The organism is Streptomyces sp. NPDC048479, from assembly GCF_040651435.1.
Taxonomy (GTDB): domain Bacteria; phylum Actinomycetota; class Actinomycetes; order Streptomycetales; family Streptomycetaceae; genus Streptomyces.
Genome location: NZ_JBEZKA010000022.1, coordinates 112,634 through 136,857, shown reverse-complemented (window position 1 = coordinate 136,857; position 24,224 = coordinate 112,634). Strand labels below are relative to the sequence as shown.

Genomic DNA, 24,224 nt, shown 5'->3' with positions numbered 1-24,224 from the left:
GCAGCGGCGTCCTGTTGTATCGCGTAGTTCAGATGCCCAAGGCCTCTGCTCGGGGCAGGCATTGGAGGGTTGGAACGGACATGGGTGATGTGCTTGCCGCGCATTCGCGGCCTGCCAGTGACCGGGTGGTGATTACCGGGCTCGGCGTGTTCTCCAGTATCGGTATCGGTGTGGAGGAATTCGCCGCAGGGCTGCGGGAGGGCCGCAACGGCGTCTCGTCGATCTCGGTGTTCGACACGGCCGGGTTTGCGCATGCCAACGGCTGTGAGGTGCCCGGCTTCAAGCCGGAGGAGTGGCTCGAGCGATGGTCCGTGGACGAGCTCGGCCGGACCAGTCAGTTCGCGGTTGCGGCGGCCCGGATGGCGGTGCGCGACGCCGGGCTCAAGGACGACGGTCTGCGTGAGCGGCGGGTGCAGATCTCGATCGGCACCACCGATGGCGAGTCGCAGGACCTGGACCACTTGGCTCAGACCTGGGTGGAGTCCGGGCCGCAGGATTGGGATCCGGAGGTGACGCGACGGGTCGGAGCCGGACGGCTGTCGGCTGCGGTCGCCTGGGAGTTGGGGCTGTCCGACGCCGAGGCGCTGACCCTGGCCACGGCTTGTTCGGCGGGCAACTACGCGATTGGCATGGGCTTTGACGCGATCCGGGTCGGTGACGCGGACATCGCACTGTGCGGTGGGGCTGATGCGATGTGCCGAAAGTCCTTCACCGCCTTCTACCGACTGGGCACCATCGCACCGGACTTCTGTCGACCGTTCGACCGGGATCGTCAGGGAATCCTGACTGGCGAGGGTGCCGGCGTGCTGGTGCTGGAGCGTCTGGACTCCGCCCTCGCCCGGGGGGCGCGGATCTATGCCGAAGTACTGGGATACGGCCTGAGCTGCGATGCCTACCACCCGGTGCAGCCTGAGCAGTCGAGTATCGCGCGCTGCATGCGCTCGGCCCTCTCGGACGCCGGTGTGCGGCCCGAGGAGGTGGACCTCGTCTCCGCCCATGGCACCGGAACGAAGACCAATGACGTGACCGAGTCCCGGGCGATACGCGAAGTATTCTCCGGGATGCCGCCGCGCACAGTCTCGCTGAAGTCCATGCTCGGCCACACCATGGGAGCAGCCAGCGCGCTGGGGGCGATCGCCTGCTCATTGGCCATCACCCATGGATTCATTCCGCCGACGATCAACCACCGGGAGACCGATCCCGAGTGCGAGATCGACTGCGTGCCCAACGAGTCCGTCCCCGCCGATCTGCGGGTGGTGCAGAACAACGGCCTGGCCTTCGCGGGCAACAATGCGGTTGTCGTGCTGGGCAAGCATCAGCCTTCGGCGTGATGTCCGCCGACGAGTTTCCGGTCGACTGGTAGAGAAGGGCATGCCCGATGAAGTATTTCGTACTGGGGAAGACCGGTCTGAGGGTCTCCGAACTCTGTTTCGGTGCCGGCACCTTCGGCGCTGGCGACTGGGGAGCGTCGAAGGAGGTTGCCGGCCGACTGATCGATCTGTACGCCGAAGCGGGCGGTAACTTCCTGGACACTGCCAATGTGTACGGGGGCGGTCAGTCAGAGGCGTACCTCGGTGAACTGCTGGCCGGGCGACGGCATGAGTTCGTGCTGGCAACGAAGTACAACGCGATGACCCGACCGGGAGATGTGAACTCGGCAGGCAACCACCGGAAGAACCTGGTCAACTCGCTCGAGGCGAGCTTGCGTCGGCTGAAGACCGACCATGTGGACCTGCTGTGGTTGCACGCGCGTGACGGCTTCACGCCGGTCGAGGAGGTCATGCGGGCCCTGGACGACCAGGTGAAAGCCGGAAAGGTGCTGTACGTCGGCGCCTCGAACTGGCCGGCCTGGGAGATCTCCAGGGCCAACATGCTGGCCGACCTCCGCGGCTGGTCGGCCTTCGCGGCCCTCCAGATCCGTTACAACCTGCTCGAGCGCACCCCGGAGCGTGAGCTCCTTCCGATGGCGCGAAGCTGTGAGGTCAGCTCGCTCGCCTGGGGGCCCTTGGCGGAAGGACGGCTGACCGGCAAGTATCTGCGAGGCGAGGCGGGCCGCCTCAGCGCGGAGAACTGGGCAGGAGAGGCCCAGCGCGACGAGGAGATCGTCCGCGAGGTGGTCAAGATCGCTGCCGAGGGAGGGTGGAAGCCCGCCCAGGTCGCTCTCGCCTGGCTGCGCAGTCGTCCCGGAGCGGTGCATCCGATCCTTGGCGCGACCACCGAGGACCAGTTGCGTGACAACCTCGCGTGCTTGGAAGTACGGCTGGGCGAGGCGGAAAATGCCCGCCTCGACGAGATGAGCCGGATCGACCTCGGCGCCCCTCACGAACAGCTGCGCCTCCCCAAGTTCACGACGTCCTGCTACAGCGATCGCTGGCAGGACATCGCCGATCTGCAGGGCCGGGGGCTGGCAGATCTCCGCTGAGGAGCAGAACGCGAAAACCGCTCCGGCGGGACGACCTCCACGGAATCAGGAGTACTGATGCGCATCCTCTTCGTTGCCGCCGGCAGCCTCGCTACCGTGTTCGCGCTCGCCCCGGTCGCGACGGCCGCACGCAACGCGGGCCATGCCGTCATCATGGCCGCCAACGACGATGTGATACCGGCGATCACGGGCGTGGGCCTGCCCGCGTTCTCGGTCTCGTCGCTGCCGATCGGCCACTTCGTCAACACGGACAGGTCGGGCCGGCCGGTGGAGATTCCCACGGTGCCGGAGGAGCAGATCCCCTTCACGGGACGCTGGTTCGGACGGATGGCTGCCGCCTGGCTGGATCCGCTCAGCGAGCTGGCCCGTGACTGGCGGCCCGATGTCATCGTAGGCGGCACGATGTCGTACGCCGCCGGCCTCCTCGCCGCTCGGCTCGGCATCCCGTATGTACGCCACGCCTGGGACGCGATCGAGGCAACCGCGATCGACCGCGGAGCGGTTGAGGAACTCGAGCCGGAGCTGGCCGAATTGGGGTTGGAGTGGCTGCCAGAGCCGGAGTTGTTCATCGACGTCTGTCCGCCGAGTCTGCGGCCTCCGGAGTCCCATCCGGCGAAGCGCACCATGGGGATACGGTGGGTCCCGGTCAACGGGCAGCGACAGCTGGAGCCTTGGATGCTCGCCCGGTCCGAAAGGCCGCGGCTGTGCCTGACCACCGGCAGCCGGGTGGCGCATGATGTGGGCGACCACGACATCCGGCGCCGCTCGTACGAATTCCTGCGCTCCCAGGCGGTCGCCCTCATGGAGCTGGACATCGACCTGGTGGTGGCCGCGCCAGACAAGGTCGGTGAGGCCCTGCGGGCGGAGGTCCCGGGCGTGCGGGCCGGATGGGTACCGCTCGATGTGCTGGCACCGACATGTGACGTGATCGTGCACCACGGAGGGGGCACCACGAGCCTGACGGCGATGACCGCCGCTGTGCCGCAGGTCGCCATTCCCCAGGGCGCCGTCCAGAATCTGGGCGCGCAACGGCTGTCCCGGTACGGGGCCGCCATCACTTTCTTCGGCACTGACGGATCACCAGAAGCGATCGTCGACGCGTGCCGGGAGATCCTGGGCGATTCCTCGTACGCCGACCGCGCCCGCGCACTCTCCCGGGAGATCGCCGAACTCGCCCCGCCCTCCCAAGCGGTGGACGCCATAGCCGAGTTGGTCTAGGAGGTAGCAATGGAGATCATCGGCCGGGGATTCCTCGCCGGGCACCTTGCGCCGCTCGCCCACGAGCACGCCGACGTGGTGGCATTGGCCGCAGGGGTCTCATGGGCGAGCGGCACGTCCACCGCCGACTTCGAACGCGAGCGCAATCTGTTCCGCCAGGTGCTGGAGCGTTGCCGGGCGTCGGGCCGGACGCTGATCTTCTTCTCCACGGCCTCGGCCGGCGTCTACGGCGCCGACCGGCCCGGCCGCGAGGACGACGTGGTCATGGCTCGTAGTGCCTACGGGGAGCACAAACTCGGCATGGAACGGGAGTTGCTCGACTCCGGGGTCGACTTCCTGGTACTGCGGCTGGGCCATCTCGTCGGCCCCGGCCAGCCCGCTCACCAGCTGCTTCCCACGCTGGTGGAGTCCCTCGGCGCCGGGCGGATCGCGATTCAGCGCCGTGCTACCCGTGATGTGATCGACGTCGGACATGTGATCGCCGTCATCGATCTGCTGCTGCGCCGCGGAATCCGACGGGAGACTCTCAATGTGGCCACGGGCACGGCCGTGCCCGTGGAACACATTGTCGACCACCTGGAGTTCCGGCTCGGTCTCTCGGCCGACAGGCGGTACGAGGACACCGGGACGTCGCACCTCGTGTCGGTCGACAAGCTGCACTCGCTGCTGCCCGAGGTCGGCGGGTTCGGCTTTGGCCCCGATTACTACCGGACAGTGCTCGACGGCTACCTGGCCGGGACGCGGGGCAGCGCGGAGCCGGCCCCGTGACGCCACCGGTACGGATCGGGATCATGGGCTGCGCGGACATCGCCCGGCGACGGATGCTGCCGGCGATGGCGGCCCTGGACGACATCGAAGTCGTCGCGGTCGCCAGCCGGACCGGCCCGACGGCGGAGGAGCTGGCGGGTGTGTACAGCTGCCGCCCGGTCACCGGGTACGACGGGCTGCTGGCGCTTCCCGAGGTGGACGCCGTGTACATTCCGCTGCCCCTGGCCCTGCACGCCCGATGGGTCGAGGCCGCCTTGCGCGCCGGGAAGCACGTCCTGGTGGAGAAACCGTTGACCGCGGCTCCCCGGGAGACCCGTCGGCTGCTGGACCTGGCCTCCTCGCGAGGACTGGTCCTGATGGAGAATATGATGTTCGTCCATCATCACCGGCACGACGCGGTCCGTCGCCTGCTGGAGCGTGGAGCCATCGGTGAACTGCGGTCTTTCCATGCCGACTTCACCATCCCACGACTCCCGGACCAGGACATCAGGTACCAGCCGGAGCTGGGCGGTGGGGCGCTGTGGGACGTCGGTCTCTACCCGGTCCGGGCTGCGATGTACTTCCTCGGCGACGACCTGGAGGTAGTCGGCGCGGTGCTCGGCGCAAGCCCGGGACGTCGGGTCGACACCTCGGGAGCCGTGCTGCTGCGGCGGTGGGACGGCGTCACGGCGCAGCTGACCTTCGGGCTTGAGCACGCCTATGCCTCCCGGTACCAGCTGTGCGGCAGCACTGGGCGCATCCAGGTGGACCGCGCCTTCGCGCCGCCCGCCGACCACATTCCGGTGATCCGGGTCGACAGCGGCACCGACAGCCGGGAGATACCACTCACACCGGACGATCAGGCGCGCAACAGCCTCAGGGCGTTCACCGCGGCTGTGCGCACGAGGAAGGCGGACGACGCGGTGGTTCACAGCTGCATACGCCAGGCCGATCTGCTGGCACTGGTGAGTGAAGGAGGTTCTTGGAAATGATCACCCTGGAAGCAGTTGAATCCTTCTTCCCCGACCGCACGGTCACGGTGGAGGAGCGAGCGGCTGAACTCGGGCTCAACCCCGCGCAGACGCACATGTTCCGCAGGATCCACGGGCTCGATCGGATGCACTACGACCCGGATCTGAGTCTCTACGACCTGGTGCTGCCGGCGGCCAGGAAGACCCTGGCGCAGATCGATCCTCGGTCCGTGCGATACCTGATCTACTGCCACGCGCTCCACGGCGGCCGCAGCGTGGGGCCGGAGACCGCACAGAACATCAAGCAGCTTCTGGGCCTGGAGAACGCAACCACGTTTGCCCTGACCCAGCAGAACTGCGCCATCGCGCTCAGTGCGATCGATGTCGCCGGCGCCCTGCTCCAGGCGGACGGGGATCCCGAGGCCCGAGCGCTGGTGGTGACAGGCGACAAGCCCCGCCACCGGGCGGCGCAGCTGGTGATGAACACCTGCGTGGTCGGGGACGGATCCGCTTCCGCCCTGGTGGCCTGGAACGGCTCAGGAACGGCTGTCCGCTCCTTTGTGACGAGGACCAGGGGCGAGTTCTCGGACGGCATGATGAGTTCCCCCGCGCTGATCAGGGCCGAGTCCGAGATGCGGCCGCGCCTCATGCTCGAGGTTATGAGGGAGGCGGCGAATCGGGCGGACTGCAGGCTGGACGACATCCAGGTCATCATCGCGCCCAATCCGAACACCACTCTGTGGCAGGACACGATCAAGGATGAGGCTCTGCGCAGCAAGTTCTTCTTCGACAACATCCCGCGCTACAGCCATTGCCTTGCCTCGGATGTTCTCATCAACTACGTCACCCTGGGCGAAGAGAAGCGCTTCGAACCGGACCGTCCCGCCATGTTCGTGGCGATCGGAGTCGGCATGACCTTCTCCGCCATGGTCTTCACACCGTCGTCGAACACGGGGGGACCCCGGTCATGACCTTGCGACTGCGCACCGCTGTGTCTGTGCTGAAGCCATCCGCCCCCGCGCCGGCGTCCCGCCGGGCGGCCTCCGACGGTGCGGACGATGCCGTCGTCGCGGTCGGCGAGACACCGGACCACGAACCTGACGGGCAGCCTGCTCCGACAGGCCACACACGGCTGGTCGACCTGTTGGTCGATCAGGTGCCCGAGACCGCGATGGGGCCGGACCTGGTGCTGCTCACCTACGCGCGGCCGGAGGCCAGCGGCTTCAAGACGGTGGCCTCGTATCTGAACCTGCGGACCGGCGGTGACGCGCACAGCTTCGCACTCTGCGGGCAGGACCTCGGCGCCCCCTTCAGCGCGATGCGGGTAGCCGGCGCGTACGAACGGACCGGACAGAACTCGAAGTCGCTGCTCGCGATCCTCGACTGCGCGCCGGCCGACGCCGCGGAGCAACTGGACGGTTCGCCCGCCGATTCCGGGGTCCTGCTGACCTTCGACACCAGCCCCGGACCTGGAACCGTCGACACCATCGTCTCCGTCGGGTCCGCCGAACTAGCCTCCCGTCTCGCCGAGTTGGTGCCGGACAGTGGGCGGCTCCTGGTGGTGCTTGGGCCGGGAGGCGATCCTGGCGCCGTCCCGGCGCAGGGCGCGGATCTGCACCGCGCCTCCTCGGAGGGCTACGGCACGGGCGTGTGGTCGGCGCTGACACAGCACTGGACGCAGTGGGAGAGCGCCTATCCGGTGGTCGTCCTCTGCGACACCGAGCTCAGTTCCGATACGAGCCATCTGCTGGTGCTGCGTGCCGCGGCAGAGTAGCGAAGGAGGGGCCATGGAGTTCACCGATGCCCAGCTTGCCGTGCAGCCCGTCGGCTACTGGACCGGGGCCGTCCGGACGGCGGTTGTCCAGTACATCAACGACAGGCTGAGGGAACTCGGTCTGACACAGCCGCATTGGTGGGCGATCTACCAGCTGGGGGTGAGCCGCCGGCGGTTGACTCGCGACGAGCTGCTGACGCTGATCTCGCAGCAGCGGCCGTACGTGGATGTCTCCACGCTGGAGCCAGCCATCGACGATCTGCTCGGCTCTCAACAGTTCGGTGTGGACGAAGCGGGACGGCTGGGCCTCACCGAGGCCGGCACCACCCTGCGGGACCGGGTACTGGTCCTGCTGCCCGAAGTGCGCGCGCGGATCCATGACGGTATCAGCGAGGAGGACTACGTCTTCGTTGTCAAGGTGCTGCGGCGCATGCTCAGCAACATCGGCGGCGACACGGGCTTCGATCAGGCGGGATGAGGAGGACGCTGTATGACGATTCTGGTGACTGGAGTCCGTGGGAACGTCGGGAGCCGGGTGGCCCGAAAGCTGGTTGCCGTCGGCCTCCCGGTCAGGGGTACGGCGCGTGACCTGGCGGCGCCCGGACTGCCCGACGGCGTTGAGGTCGTGCACGCCGAACTGACCCGGCCGCAGACGCTCCAGGGCGCGCTCAAGGGCGTCGAGAAGGTGTTCCTGTACACCGTTCCCCAGGGCATCGACGGCTTCATCGACGCTGCCCGCGTTGCGGGTGTCCGGCACGTGGTGCTGCTCTCGTCGATCGCCGTGACCTGGGCGGACCGGGACCGGAACCCGATTGCCCGAATGCACCTCGGTGTTGAGGAGCCGCTCCGGGAGTCGGGGATCGGCTGGACGTTCATCCGGCCCGAGGCTCTCGCCACCAACGCGCTGGCCTGGGCGGCGGAGATCAGGGCTGATGGCGTCGTGCGCTGCCCCTATCCGGGCTCGTACACGGTCCCGATCCACGAGGAGGACATCGCCGATGTGGTGGTCAGGGTGCTCACCACAGACGGCCACCGATCTGCCGCCTACTCGCTGACCGGCCCGCAGACGCTGACCCAGCAGGATCAGGTGACGCTCATCGGGGAGGTGCTGGGCCGCGCGGCGCGGTGCGAGAGGATCCCGGTGGATGCGGCCCGAGCGGCGATGGAGGGCATCTACCCGGCCGATGTGGCGGAGACCATTCTGGCCGGTCAAGCGATGACTGACGGTCGGCCGGCCGCGGTGCTGGACACGGTCGAAGCCGTGACCGGCCGCCCCGCGCGGACGTTCGCGACCTGGGCGGCCGACCATGCCGCCGACTTCCGCTGACGGCAGGCCGGCGCGAATTTAGTGCGGACTGACGTCGACCTAGCGAAAGCTTAGAGAGTTCTCGCTTGTACTTATCCGCGCCCCCGAAGAAGCTGTTCATCATCGTCCGGTGACGTGATTTCAGAGGCGTTCCGAATTTCGGCCGCTGGTGTGGGCCAACTGCCTGCGATGTCGTCCCTGAATTTCTGGTTCGTGGCGATTCCGCATGCCCGCTGCCACCCGGGGACCTCGCTTGCTCGAACGATGGAAGGAAATGGGAATGGACGCGCAGGTCATAGTCGTAGGCGCCGGCCCCGCGGGGCTCATGCTCGCCGGTGAACTGCGACTCGCGGGAGTCGAGGTCGTCGTTCTCGAACGCCTGGCGGAACCCACCGGAGAGTCTCGCGGTCTCGGCTTCACGGCGCGTACCCTGGAGGTGTTCGACCAGCGCGGGCTGCTGTCCAGGCTGGGGGACATCGAGATCACCGACTTGGGCCACTTCGGCGGACTACCCGTGGACTTCAGCATTCTCGGGCCAGCGCACTCCGGCGGTGTCAAGGGTGTTCCCCAGGCGGTCACCGAGACCATGCTCGAGAAGTGGGTGGTCGAGCTCGGGGCGGACCTTCGCCGCGGCCACGAGCTGCTCTCCTTCGCCGACGAGGGCGAGTACGTCGAGGTCGAGGTCGGCTCCCCGGATGGTCCTCGGCGGCTGCGCGCGGCCTATCTCGTGGGCTGCGACGGCGGGCGGAGCACCGTCCGCAAGGCCGCGGGATTCGACTTCCCCGGTACCGACTCCACCATGGAGATGTTCCTGGCGGACGTGCGGGGCTGCGACATCACCCCGCGCATGATCGGCGAGACCGTGCCCGGCGGGATGGTCATGGCCGGCCCGCTGGGGAACGGCCTGCACCGGATCATCGTGTGTGAGCGCGGGACCCCGCCGCGCCGGCGAGTCGAGCCGCCCTCCTGGGAAGAGGTCTCCTCGGCCTGGCAGCGGCTGACCGGCCAGGACATCAGCGGCGGCACCCCGGTCTGGCTCAGCGCGTTCGGGAACCCTGCCCGGCTGGTGACGCAGTACCGTCGCGGACGCGTGCTGCTCGCCGGTGACGCCGCACATATCCACCTGCCCGCCGGTGGCCAGGGCATGAACACCAGCATCCAGGACGCCGTCAACCTCGGCTGGAAGCTCGCGGCGACGGTGAACGGAACAGCCCCCGAGGGTCTCCTGGACACCTACCACGCAGAGCGGCACCCGGTCGGTCGCCGACTGCTGATGAACACTCAGGCACAGGGCCTGCTGTTCCTCAGCGGAGCGGAGATGCAGCCGCTGCGGGACGTGATGAGCGAGCTGATCGCTTTCGACAACGTCAGTTTCCACCTGGCCGGGATGGTCAGCGGGCTGTCGATCAGGTATGCACTCGGCGCCGGGGATCACCCGCTGCTGGGCCTTCGGATCCCCCACGTAGACCTGGTCGGCGAGTCTGGCAGGACCAGCACGACCGAGCTGCTCCACCCGGCACGAGGCGTCCTGCTGGACCTCGCCGACGACGCCGCCCTGCGGGCCGCAGCCGAACCTTGGTCGGACCGGGTGGACGTCGTCACGGCGGTCGTGCACGGGCCGGCGGACCGGAACCCGCTCGCATCGACCGGCGCGATCCTTGTCCGCCCCGATGGCCATGTCGCGTGGACCGCCCCCGGACCTGTTCCGCCAGCCGAGGCACTGGCTCGGTCCTTCGGCGCTCCACGTTCGCGTTGACGAGCCTCAGCCCCGACAACGCATCGGGGCCCAGCCAAGGAGACAACACTATGCACAGCACCCTGATCGTGGCTCGGATGAGCCCTGGCGACGGCAACGACGTCGCCCGGCTCTTCTCGGAATTCGACGCCACTGACATGCCCCACCTGATGGGCACTCGCCGCCGCCAGCTGTTCTCGTACCGGGGCCTGTACTTCCACCTGCAGGACTTCGACACCGAGGCCGGCGGTGAGGCGATCGAGGCGGCCAAGTCGCATCCGTCGTTCGTACAGATCAGCGCCGACCTCAAGCCCTTCATCCAGGCCTACGACCCCGACACCTGGCGCTCTCCGGCGGACGCGATGGCACAGCGCTTCTACCACTGGAGCGCGCGGTGAGGCGACGGGTCGTCATCACCGGCATCGGTGTCATGGCACCGGGCGGTATAGGCGTCAAGAATTTCTGGAGTCTGCTGAGCGAGGGTCGGACCGCCACCCGGGGGATCACTTTCTTCGATCCCGCTCCGTTCCGTTCCCGGGTCGCCGCGGAGATCGATTTCCACCCGGAGGACCACGGACTGACGCCGCAGGAGATCCGCCGAATGGACCGGGCCGCGCAGCTCGTGGTGGTCGCCACGCGTGAGGCGGTGGCCGGCAGCGGGCTCGATCTGGCCGCTATGGACCCCCATCGGACCGGCGTCACCATCGGCAGCGCTGTCGGCGCGACCACGGGGCTCGACCAGGAGTACCGGGTCGTCAGCGACGGCGGCCGGCTGGAGCTGGTCGACCACCGGTACGCGGTGCCACACCTCTACGGCCACTTCGTCCCCAGCTCCTTTGCCACCGAGGTCGCATGGGCGACCGGGGCGGAGGGGCCGAGCACGGTGGTCTCCACCGGCTGCACGTCCGGGCTGGACGCTATCGGCCACGCCGTGGAACTGATCCGCGAGAACAGTGCCGACGTGATGATCGCCGGCGCGACGGATGCGCCCATCTCCCCGATCACGATGGCCTGCTTCGACGCGATCAAGGCCACCACGCCGTACAACGACGAACCCGGGCAGGCTTCCCGGCCCTTCGATCGGACCCGCAACGGCTTCGTCCTCGGCGAGGGTGCTGCGGTTCTCGTTCTGGAGGAACTCGGCCGGGCACAGCGGCGTGGGGCAGACATCTACGCGGAGATCGGCGGATACGCCTCCCGGTGCAACGCCTTCCACATGACGGGGCTACGTCCCGACGGACGGGAGATGGCCGAGGCCATCAGGGCCACCCTGGACGAGGCCCGGTTGAACCCCTCGGACATCGACTACATCAACGCCCACGGCTCCGGCACCAAGCAGAACGACCGCCACGAGTCCGCGGCTTTCAAGCGCAGCCTCGGTGAGCACGCCTACCGCGCTCCGGTCAGTTCGATCAAGTCGATGATCGGGCACTCGCTCGGCGCCATCGGATCCCTCGAGATCGCGGCCTGCGCACTGGCCATGGCGGAGAACGTGATTCCCCCGACTGCCAACCTGCACAACCCCGACCCCGAGTGCGATCTCGACTACGTGCCGATATCCGCCCGGGAAGCGCAACTCGACCAAGTGCTCAGCGTCGGCAGCGGCTTCGGCGGCTTCCAGAGCGCCATGGTGCTCACCCGTCCCGAGAGGAATACGGCATGACCGCGTCCGTCGTCGTCACCGGACTCGGCATCGCGGCCCCCAACGGGCTGGGGGCGGCGGACTACTGGGCCGCCACCCGGGCGGGCCGCAGCGGCATCGGCCAGGTGACCCGATTCGACCCGACCACATATCCCGCCCGCCTGGCGGGCGAGGTGCCGGGATTCGTCGCAGCCGACCACCTGCCCGGTCGGCTGCTCCCCCAGACCGATCACATGACCCGGCTCGCCCTGGTGAGCGCCGACTGGGCCCTCCTGGACGCCGGGATCCGGCCGGACGATCTCCCGGAGTTCGCCGCGGGAGTGGTCACCGCGAGTTCGGCGGGCGGTTTCGAGTTCGGCCAGAACGAGCTGCGGGCGCTGTGGAGCAAGGGCAGCCAGTACGTCAGCGCATACCAGTCCTTCGCATGGTTCTACGCCGTCAACACCGGTCAGATCTCGATCCGGCACGGACTGCGCGGGCCCAGCGGGGTTCTGGTCAGTGACCAGGCCGGAGGGCTGGACGCGATCGCGCAGGCACGCCGCCAGATCCGGCGCGGCAGCCAGGTGATCGTTTCCGGCGGCGTCGACGCCTCCATCTGCCCCTGGGGCTGGGTGGCGCAGTTGACCAGTGGGCGGTTGAGCACCGACGACGACCCGGCCACGGCCTACCGGCCGTTCGACGCCGGGGCGAGTGGCCATGTGGCGGGCGAGGGCGGCGCGCTGCTCGTCCTGGAGGACGAACGGGCGGCCCGCGCACGCGGTGCTCAGGTCTACGGCCGGATCGCCGGTTACGGCACCACGTTCGACCCCAAGCCCGGAAGCGGCCGCGAGCCGGGACTGCGCAGAGCCATCGAGATCGCGCTCCGGGACGCCGAGCTGACACCTGGCGACATCGACGTGGTCTTCGCGGATGCCGCCGCAGTGCCCGAACTCGATCACATCGAGGCCCGGGCCCTCACGGAGGTCTTCGGTCCCCGGGGCGTACCGGTCACCGCGCCGAAGTCGATGACCGGGCGCCTGAACTCTGGGGCCGGCCCGTTGGACGTGGCAGCCGCGCTGCTGGCCATCCGGGACGGTGTGATCCCGTCGACCATCAACGTCTCGCCCCGCGCCGACTACGACCTCGACCTGGTCACCGGGGAGGAGCGGGTGACACCGCTGCGCTCGGCCCTGGTCGTGGCGCGCGGGTTCGGCGGCTTCAACTCGGCGCTGGTGGTAACGGACGCGCACTGAAGGCCCGGACCTCATCACGTACCCAATGACATTCAGGAAGGACACAAGGACATGCCGAGCACCGAGTTCACCATCGACGACCTGAGGCGCATCCTCCGCGAGGGCGCGGGGACCGAAGAGGGGGTCGACCTCGACGCGGACATCCTCGACACCGCGTTCGAGGAGCTGGGCTATGAATCACTCGCGCTGCTGGAGACGTGCGGCCGGATCGAGCGCGAGTACGGAGTCACGCTGGACGACGACGCGCTGGCCGAGGCCCGGACGCCGCGTGCCCTGCTCGGGCTCGTCCACGGCCACCTCGTGACTGTTCACGCCGGCTGATCGACACAGGAGAAGACATGCCTCAGCAAGAGCAGCGGGTGGCCCTGGTCACCGGTGCCACCAGTGGAATCGGTCTCGCCGTGGTGCGGACCCTCGCGGCCCAGGGACACCGGGTGTTCCTCTGCGCACGCAGCGCGGAGAACGTGAAGACCACCGTCGAGGAACTGCTCGCGGAGGGCCTGGACGTCGACGGGACCAGCTGCGACGTGCGGTCGACCGAGGAGGTCAAGGCCTTCGTGGCTGCCGCCGTCGCACGCTTCGGCCCGGTGGACGTACTGGTCAACAATGCCGGTCGCAGCGGCGGCGGGGTGACCGCGGAGCTGACCGACGACCTGTGGGCCGACGTGATCAACACCAACCTCAACAGTGTGTTCCTGGTCACGCGCGAGGTGCTCACCGCCGGCGGCATGCGCGAGAAGGCGAGCGGACGAATCATCAACATCGCCTCCACCGCAGGCAAGCAGGGCGTCGTCCTGGGGGCGGCGTACTCGGCGTCCAAGCACGGCGTTGTCGGCTTCACGAAGGCGCTCGGCAATGAGCTGGGGCCGACCGGCATCACCGTCAACGCGGTCTGCCCCGGCTATGTCGAGACCCCCATGGCGGAGCGTGTCCGACAGGCGTACGCGACCGCGCTCGAGATTTCCGAGGCAGCCGTCCTCGAAAAGTTCCACGCCAAGATCCCGCTCGGTCGTTACTCGACCCCCGAGGAGGTGGCCGGGCTGGTGGGCTATCTGGCTTCGGACACCGCTGCCTCGATCACTGCGCAGGCACTCAATGTCTGCGGAGGGCTTGGCAACTACTGAGCAGCACCCGAGCGCAAGGAGGCACCATGTCCGACCGAGAAATCAGCCGGGTGGAACACACCATCGAGGTGGACGCGCCGGCATCCGACATCTACCGCCTGCTGGCGGAGGTCGAGAACTGGCCGCGGCTCTTCCACCCGACCATCCATGTGGATCACGTCGAGCGAGGTGAGCACACCGAGCGGATCCGGATCTGGGCCACGGCCAATGGCGAGGCCAAGAGCTGGACGTCCTGCAGGCAGCTCCATCCGGAGGAGCTGCGCATCGACTTCCGCCAGGAGGTCTCCGCCCCGCCGGTGGCCGCCATGGGCGGGGCGTGGATCATCGAGCCGGTGTCCGACCGCACCTGCCGGGTCCGACTGCTGCACGATTACCGGGCTGTGGACGACGAAGCGGAGGGCCTCGCCTGGATCGACCAGGCGGTGGACCGCAACAGCCGCTCCGAGCTGGCCGCGCTGAAGGTCAATGCCGAGCTGGTGGTCGGGGCTTCGGAAGACCTGCTGCTGTCCTTCCAGGACTCGGTGCGGATCGACGGATCGGCCAAGGATGTCTACGACTTCCTGGACCAGGCGAACCGCTGGACCGAGCGGTTGCCTCACGTGGCCAAGGTCGAGCTGACCGAGGACACCCCCGGGCTGCAGCTGCTGACGATGGAGACGCGGTCCAAGGATGGCTCCACACACACCACCACCTCGGTGCGCGTCTGCTTCCCCCACCAGCGGATTGTCTACAAGCAGACCGTCGTCCCCGCGTTGATGACCCTGCACACCGGCTACTGGCTGCTGGAGGAGGATGGCGAGGGCGTCATCGCGACCTCCCAGCACACGGTGGTCATCAATACCGAGAACATCCCCGCGATCCTCGGTGACAAGGCCGGCGTCGCGGACGCCCGGCAGTACGTGCAGGGTGCGCTGAGCGCCAACAGCCGGGCCACCCTTGGTTACGCCAAGGACTACGCCGAGCGTCGGGTCTGACCGTCATGTCCGAGTCGCAGACAGACGTCGTGGTCGTCGGGGCCGGGCCGGTCGGACTGATGCTCGCCGGTGAGCTGCGGCTCGGCGGGGCTCAGGTGATCGTGGCCGAGCGGCTGCTCGCGCCGACCACGGAATCCCGGGCGTCCACCCTGCACGCCCGCACCATGGAGATCGTCGACCAACGAGGCCTGATGCCGGAGTTGGGTGAGGTGGCCCGCGACGACACAGGGCACTTCGGCGGCATCCCGCTCCCCCTCGGCGGGCAGCCGAGCCGGTACGCCGGGCTGTGGAAGGTCCCGCAGACCCGGATGGAGGAGATCCTTGGCGTGTGGGCCGCAGGCCTGGGGGCCGAGGTGCGCCGCGGCTGGGAGCTGACCGGTCTTGACGAGGACGGTGACGCCGTAACCGCCGTCCTGCGCCACCAGGCCGGCTCGCAGACCCGGCTGCGGGCTCAGTACGTGGTCGGATGCGACGGAGAGAAGAGCACTCTCAGGAGGCTGGCCGGGTTCGAGTTCGTCGGGACCGCCGCCGGCCGGGAACTGCTCCGAGCCGATGTGGCGGGCATTGACGTGCCCAACAGGAGGTTCCAGCGGCTGCCGAGGGGGCTCGCCATCGCGGCGCGCCGCCCGGACGGCGTCACGCGCGTGATGGTGCACGAGTTCGGCCGGCCCGCGGTGTCTCGCCGCGCGGAGCCGGACTTCGACGAAGTGGCCGGTACCTGGGCGCGCATCACCGGTGAGGACATCAGCCGGGGCAAGCCCGTGTGGATCAACTCATTCGGTGACGCCAGCCGTCAGGTGACGCAGTACCGTCGCGGCCGTGTGCTGCTGGCCGGTGACGCCGCCCACGAGCAGATGCCCGTTGGCGGTCAGGCCCTCAACCTCGGCCTGCAGGACGCGGTCAACCTGGGCTGGAAGCTGGCGGCGACGATTCGCGGCTGGGCACCTCCGGGCCTCCTCGACAGCTACCACGAGGAACGGCGCCTGGTCGGCTCCCAGGTGCTGTCCGACATAGCCGCCCAGGCCACGCTACTGCTCGGCGGGCCCGAAGTGGAGGCGATCCGCTCCGTCATGAGGGGTCTGCTCGGGCTCGAAGCGGTGCGCGACCGCTTGGGCGCGGGAATCAGCGGGGTCGGGATCCGGTATCCCATGGAGGATGCCGATCACCCGCTCCTGGGAGCACGGCTGCCGCACTCCGAACTGATCACCGAGGCAGGTGCATCCACCACCGGCGCGCTGCTGCGCTCCGGGCGGGGACTTCTGCTCGACCTGGCGCCCGAGTCGTCCGGCCACGCAGCCCTGCGGACCGTCGCGCAGGGCTGGGCCGACCGGGTGTGCGTGGTGGCGGCGGAACCGCTACCGAGTGACACCGCGGTGGCGGCCCGCGCCGTCCTGGTCCGCCCCGACGGGCACGTGGTGTGGGCCGACGGCGGCGAGCAGCGACTGCGGGACGCGATGACCCGCTGGTTCGGCCTCCCCCAGTCCACTCGACGGTGACATCCCCCTTTCCGGCCGGGCTCCCGTGCGCTGCGCACGAGGTCGCCGGCCTCATTCGATGAGGAGAACTCCTGTGAAGCGACTTGCTGGCAAGACCGCCCTGGTGACGGGTTCGAGCCGCGGCATCGGCCGTGCGACGGCGATGCGGCTCGCCCGTGACGGGGCGACCGTCGCCGTGCACTATGCGAGCAACGCCGACGCGGCCAAGGAGACGCTTTCCGCCATCGAGGCGGAAGGGGGACGGGCTTTCCCGGTCCAGGCGGAACTGGGTGTGCCCGGCGATGTCGACACCCTCTTCCAGGGCCTGACGGCAGGACTGCGCGAGTTCACCGGGAAGGAGGAGCTGGACATCCTGGTGAACAACGCCGGTGTGATGGGCGGGGTCAAGCCCGAGGACCTCACTCCCGAGATCTTCGACCGCCTGATCGCGGTCAACGCCAAGGCGCCGCTCTTCCTGACCCAGCGCATTCTGACGGTCATGCCGGATGGCGGACGCATCATCAACATCGGCACCGGTCTGCTGCGTTACGCCAATCCGGACGAGGTCGCCTACGCCATGAGCAAGGGCGCGCTCGACCAGATCAGCCTGCACCTCGCCCGGCTTCTGGGCCCGCGGAACATCACGGTCAACACCGTCTCGCCCGGCATCACCAACAACGGCAGCCCGGTCTTCGAGATTCCGGAGGCCCGCGAGTTCATGGCCAACATGAACGCCTTCAAGCGGATCGCCGAGCCCGAGGACGTCGGCGACGTCGTGGCTTTCCTCGCCTCCGACGACGCGCGCTGGATCACCGGCACGTTCATCGACGCCAGCGGCGGCACGCTGCTCGGCGGCTGACAAGCCGGACGGACCCCCGGCATGTACGGGCAGACCGGACGAGGTCGGCCCGTACATCCCGTGCGGACGCACTCACCGCGGCCGCGCGTCTTTGTCCCTCCTCGCCTCGTGATGGGAGAGCCATGTCACCAGCACGTCTCCGCCTTGCCGTTGTCCTCGGAAGCACTCGTGAGGGGCGCCTGTGTCCGACGATCGCGTCCTGGTTCGCGCGGCAGGCCCTCCAGGTCGACGCGTTCGACGTCGACGTCGTCGATCCGGCCGGCCTGGACATTCCAGTGGCGCTGTCGCCGCAGCCGCCTGCGCAGGTGCAGGCACTCGGAGAGCGGCTGGAGGCGGCCGATGCCTTCGTGATCGTCACGCCTGAGTACAACCACAGTTTTCCGGCACCCCTGAAGTCCCTCATTGACTGGCACTACGTCCAGTGGCGGGCCAAGCCGGTGGGATTCGTCTCCTACGGGGGGTTGGCCGGGGGCCTGCGGGCAGTGGAGCAGCTTCGACCTGTCTTCGCCGAGTTGCATGCCACGACGATCCGGGACACCGTCAGCTTCCACAACGCCGCCGACCTGTTCGACGATGCCGGCGAGCCTCAGGAGCCGGCCGGCTGCACCGCCGCCGCCAAGGTCATGCTCGATCAACTCGTCTGGTGGGGCGATGCGTTGCAGCAGGCTCGGCAGGAACACCCGTATCGGTACTGATCCGATGACAGTGCCGACCATGCCTTGCCCGCCACCGGCTTGCGCATCGATGGAGAGAGTGGACCTCTGGCTGGTGCGGCCCGAATACCTCTCGGACCGCGACGGGCTTGCCGCGCTCGACGAGAACGAGAGGCGTCGGGCCGACTCCTTCCGGCGGCCCGCGGACCGCGCGCTCTACGTCTCGGCGCATCTGGCACTGCGCCGCCTGCTTGCGGCACACCTCGGCAGCACCCCGCAGGAGGTGCGCCTCGTTCGAAACCAAGGTGGCAGGCCGACTCTCACCGGTGATCCCCCGCCCATTCACTTCTCGCTCTCCCACAGCGCCGGGCTCGCGCTGCTGGGTATGGCGCCCGTGCCGATCGGGGTGGACGTCCAGCGGATACCTTCGCTGTCCACCGTCGACCTGTGCAGCCTGCGCTTCCACCCGGCGGAGCAGGCCGAGTTGGCGGCCCTGCCACAGTCCGCCAAGGCGAGGTACTTCACCTGGCTGTGGACGCGCAAGGAGGCCTACCTGAAAGGGATCGGCGTCGGTCTGCGACGTTCGCTGGCCGCCGACTACCTGGGGGCGGGTGGACCCGCAGCTCCGGCTGGCCCGGCGGGCTGGACGGTGGCGGACGCGCCGTGTGAAGACCGTTACGTGGCGTCTGTGGCTGTACTGACCAGGGCCTCGCTGCCTGTCACCCTGCGCCGGCTTCCAAGGAGTGTCGACCATGACTGATGTCTCACCCCCCACCATGATTTCCACGGCCGGGACTTCGCTCCATCGGGTGGCGGAGTTGCGTGAGCTGCGTGAGCAGGTTCTGCGCGGCCCCAGCGAGAAGGCCACCGAGGCGCAGCACGCCAAGGGGAAGTTGACGGCGCGTGAGCGTATCGAGCTGTTGCTGGACGCGGGTTCGTTCCACGAGGTGGAGCCGCTTCGCCGGCACCGGGCCATGGGGTTCGGGCTGGAGGGGAAGAAGCCGCACACCGATGGTGTGATCGTCGGGTGGGGCACGGTGCACGGGCGGACCGTGTTCACGTACGCGCACGACTTCCGGATCTTCGGGGGTGCGCTGGGTGAGGCGCACGCGCAGAAGATCCACAAGATCATGGACATGGCGGTCGCGGCGGGTGCGCCGCTGGTCTCCCTGAACGACGGCGCCGGGGCCCGGATCCAGGAGGGCGTCACCGCGCTGGCCGGCTACGGCGGCATCTTCCAGCGCAACACCCGCGCCTCCGGGGTGATCCCGCAGATCTCCGTGATGCTCGGCCCGTGCGCGGGCGGCGCGGCGTACAGCCCGGCGCTCACCGACTTCGTGTTCATGGTCCGTGAGACCTCGCAGATGTTCATCACCGGCCCCGACGTGGTGCAGGCGGTGACCGGCGAGAAGATCAGCCAGAACGGGCTGGGCGGCGCGGACGTGCACTCCGCGGTCTCCGGGGTGTCGCACTTCGCCTACGACGACGAGCAGTCCTGCATCGAGGAGGTCCGTTTCCTGCTGTCGATGCTGCCGCAGAACAACCGCGAGATGCCCCCCGCCACCCCCGGTGACGACCCGGTGGAGCGGCGCGGGGAGGTCCTGCTGGACCTGGTCCCCGCCGACGGCAACCGCCCCTACGACATGCGCAAGGTCATCGAGGAGATCGTCGACCACGGCGAGTTCCTGGAGATCCACGAGCGCTGGGCCACCAACGTCATCGTCGCCCTGGCCCGCATCGACGGCCACGTGGTGGGCCTGATCGCCAACCAGCCGCAGTCCCTGGCCGGCGTCCTGGACATCAACGCCAGTGAGAAGGCCGCCCGCTTCGTGCAGATGTGCGACGCGTTCAACATCCCGCTGGTCACCATGCTCGACGTGCCCGGCTTCCTGCCCGGCGTCGACCAGGAACACGGCGGCATCATCCGCCACGGCGCCAAACTGCTCTACGCGTACTGCAACGCCACCGTGCCGCGCATCCAGCTGATCCTGCGCAAGGCCTACGGCGGCGCCTACATCGTCATGGACTCCCGCTCCATCGGCGCGGACCTCTCCTTCGCCTGGCCCACCAACGAGATCGCCGTGATGGGCGCCGAGGGCGCGGCCAACGTCATCTTCCGCCGCGACATCAACGGCGCCGAGGATCCCGAGGCGATGCGCGCGCAGAAGATCAAGGAGTACAAGACCGAGCTGATGCACCCGTACTACGCGGCCGAACGCGGCCTGGTCGACGACGTCATCGACCCCGCCGACACCCGCCCCGTCCTCGCCGCGGCCCTGGCCATGCTCCGCACCAAGCACGCCGACCTGCCCAGCCGCAAGCACGGCAACCCACCGATGTAGGGAGGGCCTTGATGGCCGACGTCATGCTCAACGCCATCCGAGTGGAGAGAGGACAGCCCGGACCCGAAGAGCTTGCCGTGATCACCGCAGTCCTCCTCGCCCGGATCCGCAACGCTGGCCCCGACCGGGCGGCGGACGGTGGCGGCCACCGCGACACGGCCCGCTGGCGTCGTCTGGAACGTGTCAACAGCTTTCAAAGTCCCCGCAGTTGGCAGACAGCTTCCTAGCCGCGCAGCCCGCCCGCCCCTTGCCCGTGAGGACCGCCTACCATGTATTCACCGTCCGTCTGGACCGGGCAACTGCGTCCTGCGACGCACAGCCGTTTCAGGCTTGTGGTCTTCCCCCACGCCGGTGCGGGGCCCCAGACCTACGCACGTCTGCTGTCCGGACTGCCGGGCGATGTCGAGCTGACCGGGGTCACCCTTCCCGGGCGTGAGCGCCGTGCCGGTGAGTCGCCGACCGGCCTGCTCTGCGCCGCGGTCGAGGGGATCAGCGGCGAACTGGCGGCTCTTCCGCCGCTCCCCACCCTCTACTGGGGTCACAGCATGGGCTCGCTGCTTGCCGTGACTGTCGCGGCACACCGCCCTGGCTCGTGCGACGCCCTCGTCCTGACGGCCGGGATCCCGGGTCCCGACGCGCTCGACTTCGCGGCTCCTCTGGATACACCGGAAGGGCTGGAGCTGATGTTCACCCGGCACCGGCTGCCGCTACGGGCCCTGGACGCCGGCAGCGGTCACTCCCGGGCAAAGTATGTGCTGGCCCACGACCTGGTGCTGGCCCGTAGCGCCCTTCTCGGGCTGGGCGGTATCCGGCTCGGCCTGCCGCTGACTGCCTACGCCGGTGCCGATGACCCGCTGGTTCCCGCGTCCACGCTGCCGGGGTGGCGCGACTTCACCACCGGTCGATTTCGCTCCAGGACCCTGGCCGGCGGCCACTTCTTCCCCTTCCTCCCGTCCAACGGGCGTTCACTCCTGGCAGATATTGCCGACACGCTGGAGTTCTGCGCCCTGGCCGGGGATACGACGAGAGGAGTTGTCCGGTGAGCATCAAGGCCCCCTACCAGGGAGCTTTTACTCCGGTGAGCGAGGAGGTCACCGCTTTCGATCTGCCAGTGACCGGACGGATTCCCGATGAATTGCAAGGTCGCTACCTGCGCATCGGTCCGAATCCGCTGCGCCTGGACGATCCGCGCCTCAACCTGTTCCTCGGGGAAGGCATGGTTCACGGGGTGCGGCTGAGGGACGGCCGGGCCGAGTGGTACCGGAACAGGTGGGTCCGATCCGCCGCCGTGGCAAGGGGCTTCGGGGAGAAGGTGCGCCGAGGCTCGCGCTTCGCGGGATCGGACTTCGCCCCCAACACGCATGTGATCGGGCACGCCGGGCGGATCCTCACCCTGGTCGAGAACGGCTTCCGGCCGTACGAACTGACCGAGGACCTTGACACCGTTGGCCCGTGCGACTTCCGCGGCACGCTCCCGGCGGGCTATTCGGCCCATCCCAAGCTCGACCCGCAGACTGGCGAACTCCATGCCGTCGCCTATGCGACGCGTGCGGAGTTCGTGCAGTACTCGGTGCTCTCTCCCGCCGGCATGGTCACACGGATCGTGAACATCCCCGCGCCGCACCGCCCGGTGATGCACGACTTCGCGCTCACCGGCAGGTACGTCGTCCTCTATGACCTGCCGGTGGTCAACAGCCTGGTCGCCGCGGCGTCCGGTGAACCCCTGGTGTACGACTGGCGGGAGAGCCGCGGAGCCAGGATCGGGCTCCTGCCGAGGCACGGGACCGAGGTGCGCTGGTTCGAGATCGCCCCGTGCTGGGTCTTCCACACCCTGAACGCCTATGACGACGGCGACCGTGTGATTGTCGACGTCATTCGCTACCCCCGCATGTACACGGGCCTCCGGTTGGACGGCAACTCCCTGCCCACACTCGATCGCTGGGTCATCGACACGGTGAGCGGCAAGGTCACCGAGACCCGCCTGGACGACCGCGCCCAGGAGTTCCCCGGCGTCAACCCGGCTGTGGTCTCGGCACCTCACCGCTTTGGCTACGCGGCCGTGGTCCCCGACATGCACTCCTACTTCGGTCCCGACAACGACTTGGAGGGCCTGCCTGATCAGGCGTACGGGGATGCGCTGCTCAAGCATGACTTCTCCGCCAAAACCACCGCGGTCCGTTCCTTGGGCCGCGGCCACTACACCGGTGAGCCGGTCTTCGTCCCCGGCGCGTCCGCAGGTGCGGAGGACGAGGGCTACCTGCTCGCCTATGTCCACGACCCCGACCGCGGCGCTAGTGATCTCGTGATCCTGTCCGCACAGGACTTCACGGGTGAGCCCCTGGCCATCGTGCATCTGCCCGCCCGAGTGCCGCTCGGATTCCACGGGAGCTGGATCGCTGACCCGGCCTGACCGAACGGAAGGTCCCTTGCCACCCACATCTGCTCCGGAGCAGTCCGAGGAAATCGTCGCTCGTCTCTGCGCCGCCTGTCGCACCGGCCGCTACCGTTCACTGGAGTGGCGGACCGAGCAACTCACGCGGCTACGTTCCCTGTTGCGCGACCATGTCGAGGATTTCGCCGCGGCCCTCCACACCGACCTGCGCAAGAGCCGGACCGAGGCGTACGCGGCTGAGATCGGGTTCACGATCCGCGAGATCGACCACATCCTGGTGAACCTGGCGGAGTGGCTGCGGCCGGTGCCGGTGGCCGTGACCGGGTGCCCTCCCGGCTCGACGGCTCACCTCCAGTACGACCCGCTGGGAGTGGTGCTGGTGATGGCACCGTGGAACTATCCGGTGCAGCTGCTGCTCGTCCCGATCGCGGGGGCGCTGGCCGCCGGCAACGCGGTGGTGGCCAAGCCCAGCGAGGTGGCGCCCGCTTGCTCGGCGCTCCTGGCCCGGTTGATTCCGCGGTACCTGGACACCGATGCGGTCGCCGTGGTGGAGGGGGGAGTCGCGGAGGCCACTGCCCTGCTGGCCCAACGCTTCGACCACGTCTTCTACACCGGGAACGGCGTGGTCGGACGGATCGTCATGCGTGCCGCAGCCGAGCATCTGACTCCGGTCACGCTGGAACTGGGCGGCAAGTCCCCGGTGTTCGTCGACCGTGGGACGAGTCTCGCAGCCACGGCGGCACGGTTGGCTCGGGCCAAGTTCGCCAACGCGGGCCAGACCTGCGTCGCTCCCGACTATGTGCTGACCGACCCTGAGACGGCGCGGGCGCTGGAGGTTGAGCTTGCTCGGTCGCTCGAGAAGCTGTTCGGAACCGCGCCGGAAGCCTCGCGGGGGTACGGACGGATCATCAATCTGCGGCACTTCGACCGCATCGTCCGTCTTCTCGACTCCGGCCGGATCGTCGTCGGTGGCGGCCACGACCGGGAGAGCCGGTTCATCGCGCCGACGGTGCTGGCCGAGGTGCCGGCCGATTCGCCGGTGATGCAGGAGGAGATCTTCGGTCCGGTCCTGCCGATCGTCGAGGTGTCCGGGGTGGACGAGGCGATCACCTTCATCAACGAGCGGGACAAGCCGCTTGCGGTGTACGGCTTTACGGGGTCTACGGAGATCCGGCGCCGGCTGGCCGAGGAGACGGCCTCGGGCAGTCTCGTGCTCGGCCTGCCGATGGCGCAGGTCCTGGACCCCGGACTGCCGTTCGGCGGGGTGGGGCAGAGCGGGATGGGCAGCTACCGGGGCGCGCACTCCCTGGCCGCCTTCAGCCATCGCAAGACCGTGCTCGATGTGCCGGAACGCTAAG

At 68.6% G+C, this 24,224-nt stretch carries 25 protein-coding genes; all 25 read left to right on the top strand.

All coding sequences use genetic code 11. The features are described from left to right. The first annotated feature begins 80 nt into the window (after nucleotides 1-80). The 25 genes from AB0D12_RS29840 to AB0D12_RS29720 all read left to right on the top strand — a co-directional run bounded on the left by AB0D12_RS29840 (nucleotide 81) and on the right by AB0D12_RS29720 (nucleotide 24,223). Nucleotides 81-1,331: a beta-ketoacyl-[acyl-carrier-protein] synthase family protein gene (locus AB0D12_RS29840; protein ID WP_362689478.1), complete on the top strand. Its 1,251-nt coding sequence runs from the start codon at nucleotides 81-83 to the stop codon at nucleotides 1,329-1,331. Between the two features lie 47 nt (nucleotides 1,332-1,378). Then, entirely contained in the window at nucleotides 1,379-2,422 is a 1,044-nt protein-coding gene (locus AB0D12_RS29835; protein ID WP_362689403.1) for an aldo/keto reductase, read from the top strand. A 57-nt stretch (nucleotides 2,423-2,479) separates the two neighbouring features. Next, a complete protein-coding gene (locus AB0D12_RS29830) occupies nucleotides 2,480-3,640 on the top strand; it encodes a nucleotide disphospho-sugar-binding domain-containing protein (protein WP_362689400.1) in 1,161 nt (386 codons plus the stop codon). A 9-nt stretch (nucleotides 3,641-3,649) separates the two neighbouring features. Then, the gene (locus AB0D12_RS29825; RefSeq protein ID WP_362689397.1) at nucleotides 3,650-4,408 is read left to right on the top strand and encodes an NAD-dependent epimerase/dehydratase family protein; all 759 of its coding nucleotides are present in this window, start codon (nucleotides 3,650-3,652) and stop codon (nucleotides 4,406-4,408) included. Then, the gene (locus AB0D12_RS29820) at nucleotides 4,405-5,379 is read left to right on the top strand and encodes a Gfo/Idh/MocA family oxidoreductase (protein WP_362689394.1); all 975 of its coding nucleotides are present in this window, start codon (nucleotides 4,405-4,407) and stop codon (nucleotides 5,377-5,379) included. Before AB0D12_RS29825 ends, AB0D12_RS29820 begins: the two co-directional genes overlap by 4 nt. Then, a complete protein-coding gene (locus tag AB0D12_RS29815) occupies nucleotides 5,376-6,329 on the top strand; it encodes a 3-oxoacyl-[acyl-carrier-protein] synthase III C-terminal domain-containing protein (RefSeq protein WP_362689391.1) in 954 nt (317 codons plus the stop codon). The genes AB0D12_RS29820 and AB0D12_RS29815 overlap by 4 nt, the downstream gene beginning before the upstream one ends. Next, entirely contained in the window at nucleotides 6,326-7,132 is an 807-nt protein-coding gene (locus AB0D12_RS29810) for a hypothetical protein (RefSeq protein WP_362689388.1), read from the top strand. The genes AB0D12_RS29815 and AB0D12_RS29810 overlap by 4 nt, the downstream gene beginning before the upstream one ends. Before the next feature lie 13 nt (nucleotides 7,133-7,145). Then, on the top strand, nucleotides 7,146-7,610 hold the full coding sequence (locus AB0D12_RS29805; protein WP_362689385.1) for a hypothetical protein: 465 nt from the start codon (nucleotides 7,146-7,148) through the stop codon (nucleotides 7,608-7,610). Nucleotides 7,611-7,622: 12 nt separating this feature from the next. Beyond that, on the top strand, nucleotides 7,623-8,459 hold the full coding sequence (locus AB0D12_RS29800) for an NAD(P)H-binding protein (RefSeq protein WP_362689382.1): 837 nt from the start codon (nucleotides 7,623-7,625) through the stop codon (nucleotides 8,457-8,459). A gap of 259 nt (nucleotides 8,460-8,718) precedes the next feature. Further along, nucleotides 8,719-10,194, top strand: a complete 1,476-nt coding sequence (locus AB0D12_RS29795) for an FAD-dependent monooxygenase (protein WP_362689379.1) — start codon at nucleotides 8,719-8,721, stop codon at nucleotides 10,192-10,194. A gap of 50 nt (nucleotides 10,195-10,244) precedes the next feature. Further along, entirely contained in the window at nucleotides 10,245-10,571 is a 327-nt protein-coding gene (locus AB0D12_RS29790) for a TcmI family type II polyketide cyclase (protein WP_362689376.1), read from the top strand. Continuing rightward, entirely contained in the window at nucleotides 10,568-11,836 is a 1,269-nt protein-coding gene (locus AB0D12_RS29785; protein WP_362689373.1) for a beta-ketoacyl-[acyl-carrier-protein] synthase family protein, read from the top strand. Before AB0D12_RS29790 ends, AB0D12_RS29785 begins: the two co-directional genes overlap by 4 nt. Next, entirely contained in the window at nucleotides 11,833-13,047 is a 1,215-nt protein-coding gene (locus AB0D12_RS29780; protein WP_362689370.1) for a ketosynthase chain-length factor, read from the top strand. The genes AB0D12_RS29785 and AB0D12_RS29780 overlap by 4 nt, the downstream gene beginning before the upstream one ends. Before the next feature lie 51 nt (nucleotides 13,048-13,098). Then, nucleotides 13,099-13,368, top strand: a complete 270-nt coding sequence (locus tag AB0D12_RS29775; protein ID WP_362689367.1) for an acyl carrier protein — start codon at nucleotides 13,099-13,101, stop codon at nucleotides 13,366-13,368. Nucleotides 13,369-13,385: 17 nt separating this feature from the next. Further along, complete coding sequence (gene fabG / locus AB0D12_RS29770; protein WP_362689364.1) at nucleotides 13,386-14,171, top strand: 3-oxoacyl-ACP reductase FabG; 786 nt, start codon at nucleotides 13,386-13,388, stop codon at nucleotides 14,169-14,171. A 26-nt stretch (nucleotides 14,172-14,197) separates the two neighbouring features. Next, nucleotides 14,198-15,145, top strand: coding sequence for an aromatase/cyclase (locus tag AB0D12_RS29765; RefSeq protein ID WP_362689361.1), 948 nt, complete (start codon nucleotides 14,198-14,200; stop codon nucleotides 15,143-15,145). 5 nt (nucleotides 15,146-15,150) lie between these two features. Continuing rightward, nucleotides 15,151-16,641: an FAD-dependent monooxygenase gene (locus AB0D12_RS29760; protein ID WP_362689358.1), complete on the top strand. Its 1,491-nt coding sequence runs from the start codon at nucleotides 15,151-15,153 to the stop codon at nucleotides 16,639-16,641. A gap of 73 nt (nucleotides 16,642-16,714) precedes the next feature. Beyond that, nucleotides 16,715-17,479, top strand: a complete 765-nt coding sequence (locus tag AB0D12_RS29755; protein WP_362689355.1) for an SDR family oxidoreductase — start codon at nucleotides 16,715-16,717, stop codon at nucleotides 17,477-17,479. A 122-nt stretch (nucleotides 17,480-17,601) separates the two neighbouring features. Continuing rightward, nucleotides 17,602-18,174, top strand: coding sequence for an NAD(P)H-dependent oxidoreductase (locus AB0D12_RS29750; RefSeq protein ID WP_362689352.1), 573 nt, complete (start codon nucleotides 17,602-17,604; stop codon nucleotides 18,172-18,174). Between the two features lie 58 nt (nucleotides 18,175-18,232). Next, nucleotides 18,233-18,892, top strand: a complete 660-nt coding sequence (locus AB0D12_RS29745) for a 4'-phosphopantetheinyl transferase superfamily protein (RefSeq protein WP_362689349.1) — start codon at nucleotides 18,233-18,235, stop codon at nucleotides 18,890-18,892. Then, nucleotides 18,885-20,474: an acyl-CoA carboxylase subunit beta gene (locus AB0D12_RS29740; RefSeq protein WP_362689346.1), complete on the top strand. Its 1,590-nt coding sequence runs from the start codon at nucleotides 18,885-18,887 to the stop codon at nucleotides 20,472-20,474. Before AB0D12_RS29745 ends, AB0D12_RS29740 begins: the two co-directional genes overlap by 8 nt. A gap of 11 nt (nucleotides 20,475-20,485) precedes the next feature. Then, on the top strand, nucleotides 20,486-20,701 hold the full coding sequence (locus tag AB0D12_RS29735; RefSeq protein WP_362689343.1) for an acyl-CoA carboxylase subunit epsilon: 216 nt from the start codon (nucleotides 20,486-20,488) through the stop codon (nucleotides 20,699-20,701). A gap of 42 nt (nucleotides 20,702-20,743) precedes the next feature. Then, complete coding sequence (locus AB0D12_RS29730) at nucleotides 20,744-21,517, top strand: alpha/beta fold hydrolase (protein WP_362689340.1); 774 nt, start codon at nucleotides 20,744-20,746, stop codon at nucleotides 21,515-21,517. Beyond that, nucleotides 21,514-22,884: a carotenoid oxygenase family protein gene (locus tag AB0D12_RS29725; RefSeq protein ID WP_362689337.1), complete on the top strand. Its 1,371-nt coding sequence runs from the start codon at nucleotides 21,514-21,516 to the stop codon at nucleotides 22,882-22,884. Before AB0D12_RS29730 ends, AB0D12_RS29725 begins: the two co-directional genes overlap by 4 nt. Before the next feature lie 16 nt (nucleotides 22,885-22,900). After that, complete coding sequence (locus tag AB0D12_RS29720) at nucleotides 22,901-24,223, top strand: aldehyde dehydrogenase family protein (RefSeq protein WP_362689334.1); 1,323 nt, start codon at nucleotides 22,901-22,903, stop codon at nucleotides 24,221-24,223. Nucleotide 24,224 lies beyond the last annotated feature (1 nt).

Bases quoted from the DNA above. Each gene is read 5' to 3' on its own strand.
- AB0D12_RS29840 (WP_362689478.1), top strand. From the start codon at position 81: ATGGGTGATGTGCTTGCCGCGCATTCGCGGCCTGCCAGTGACCGGGTG.
- AB0D12_RS29835 (WP_362689403.1), top strand. From the start codon at position 1,379: ATGAAGTATTTCGTACTGGGGAAGACCGGTCTGAGGGTCTCCGAACTC.
- AB0D12_RS29830 (WP_362689400.1), top strand. From the start codon at position 2,480: ATGCGCATCCTCTTCGTTGCCGCCGGCAGCCTCGCTACCGTGTTCGCG.
- AB0D12_RS29825 (WP_362689397.1), top strand. From the start codon at position 3,650: ATGGAGATCATCGGCCGGGGATTCCTCGCCGGGCACCTTGCGCCGCTC.
- AB0D12_RS29815 (WP_362689391.1), top strand. From the start codon at position 5,376: ATGATCACCCTGGAAGCAGTTGAATCCTTCTTCCCCGACCGCACGGTC.
- AB0D12_RS29810 (WP_362689388.1), top strand. From the start codon at position 6,326: ATGACCTTGCGACTGCGCACCGCTGTGTCTGTGCTGAAGCCATCCGCC.
- AB0D12_RS29805 (WP_362689385.1), top strand. From the start codon at position 7,146: ATGGAGTTCACCGATGCCCAGCTTGCCGTGCAGCCCGTCGGCTACTGG.
- AB0D12_RS29800 (WP_362689382.1), top strand. From the start codon at position 7,623: ATGACGATTCTGGTGACTGGAGTCCGTGGGAACGTCGGGAGCCGGGTG.
- AB0D12_RS29795 (WP_362689379.1), top strand. From the start codon at position 8,719: ATGGACGCGCAGGTCATAGTCGTAGGCGCCGGCCCCGCGGGGCTCATG.
- AB0D12_RS29790 (WP_362689376.1), top strand. From the start codon at position 10,245: ATGCACAGCACCCTGATCGTGGCTCGGATGAGCCCTGGCGACGGCAAC.
- AB0D12_RS29780 (WP_362689370.1), top strand. From the start codon at position 11,833: ATGACCGCGTCCGTCGTCGTCACCGGACTCGGCATCGCGGCCCCCAAC.
- AB0D12_RS29775 (WP_362689367.1), top strand. From the start codon at position 13,099: ATGCCGAGCACCGAGTTCACCATCGACGACCTGAGGCGCATCCTCCGC.
- fabG (WP_362689364.1), top strand. From the start codon at position 13,386: ATGCCTCAGCAAGAGCAGCGGGTGGCCCTGGTCACCGGTGCCACCAGT.
- AB0D12_RS29765 (WP_362689361.1), top strand. From the start codon at position 14,198: ATGTCCGACCGAGAAATCAGCCGGGTGGAACACACCATCGAGGTGGAC.
- AB0D12_RS29760 (WP_362689358.1), top strand. From the start codon at position 15,151: ATGTCCGAGTCGCAGACAGACGTCGTGGTCGTCGGGGCCGGGCCGGTC.
- AB0D12_RS29750 (WP_362689352.1), top strand. From the start codon at position 17,602: ATGTCACCAGCACGTCTCCGCCTTGCCGTTGTCCTCGGAAGCACTCGT.
- AB0D12_RS29740 (WP_362689346.1), top strand. From the start codon at position 18,885: ATGACTGATGTCTCACCCCCCACCATGATTTCCACGGCCGGGACTTCG.
- AB0D12_RS29735 (WP_362689343.1), top strand. From the start codon at position 20,486: ATGGCCGACGTCATGCTCAACGCCATCCGAGTGGAGAGAGGACAGCCC.
- AB0D12_RS29730 (WP_362689340.1), top strand. From the start codon at position 20,744: ATGTATTCACCGTCCGTCTGGACCGGGCAACTGCGTCCTGCGACGCAC.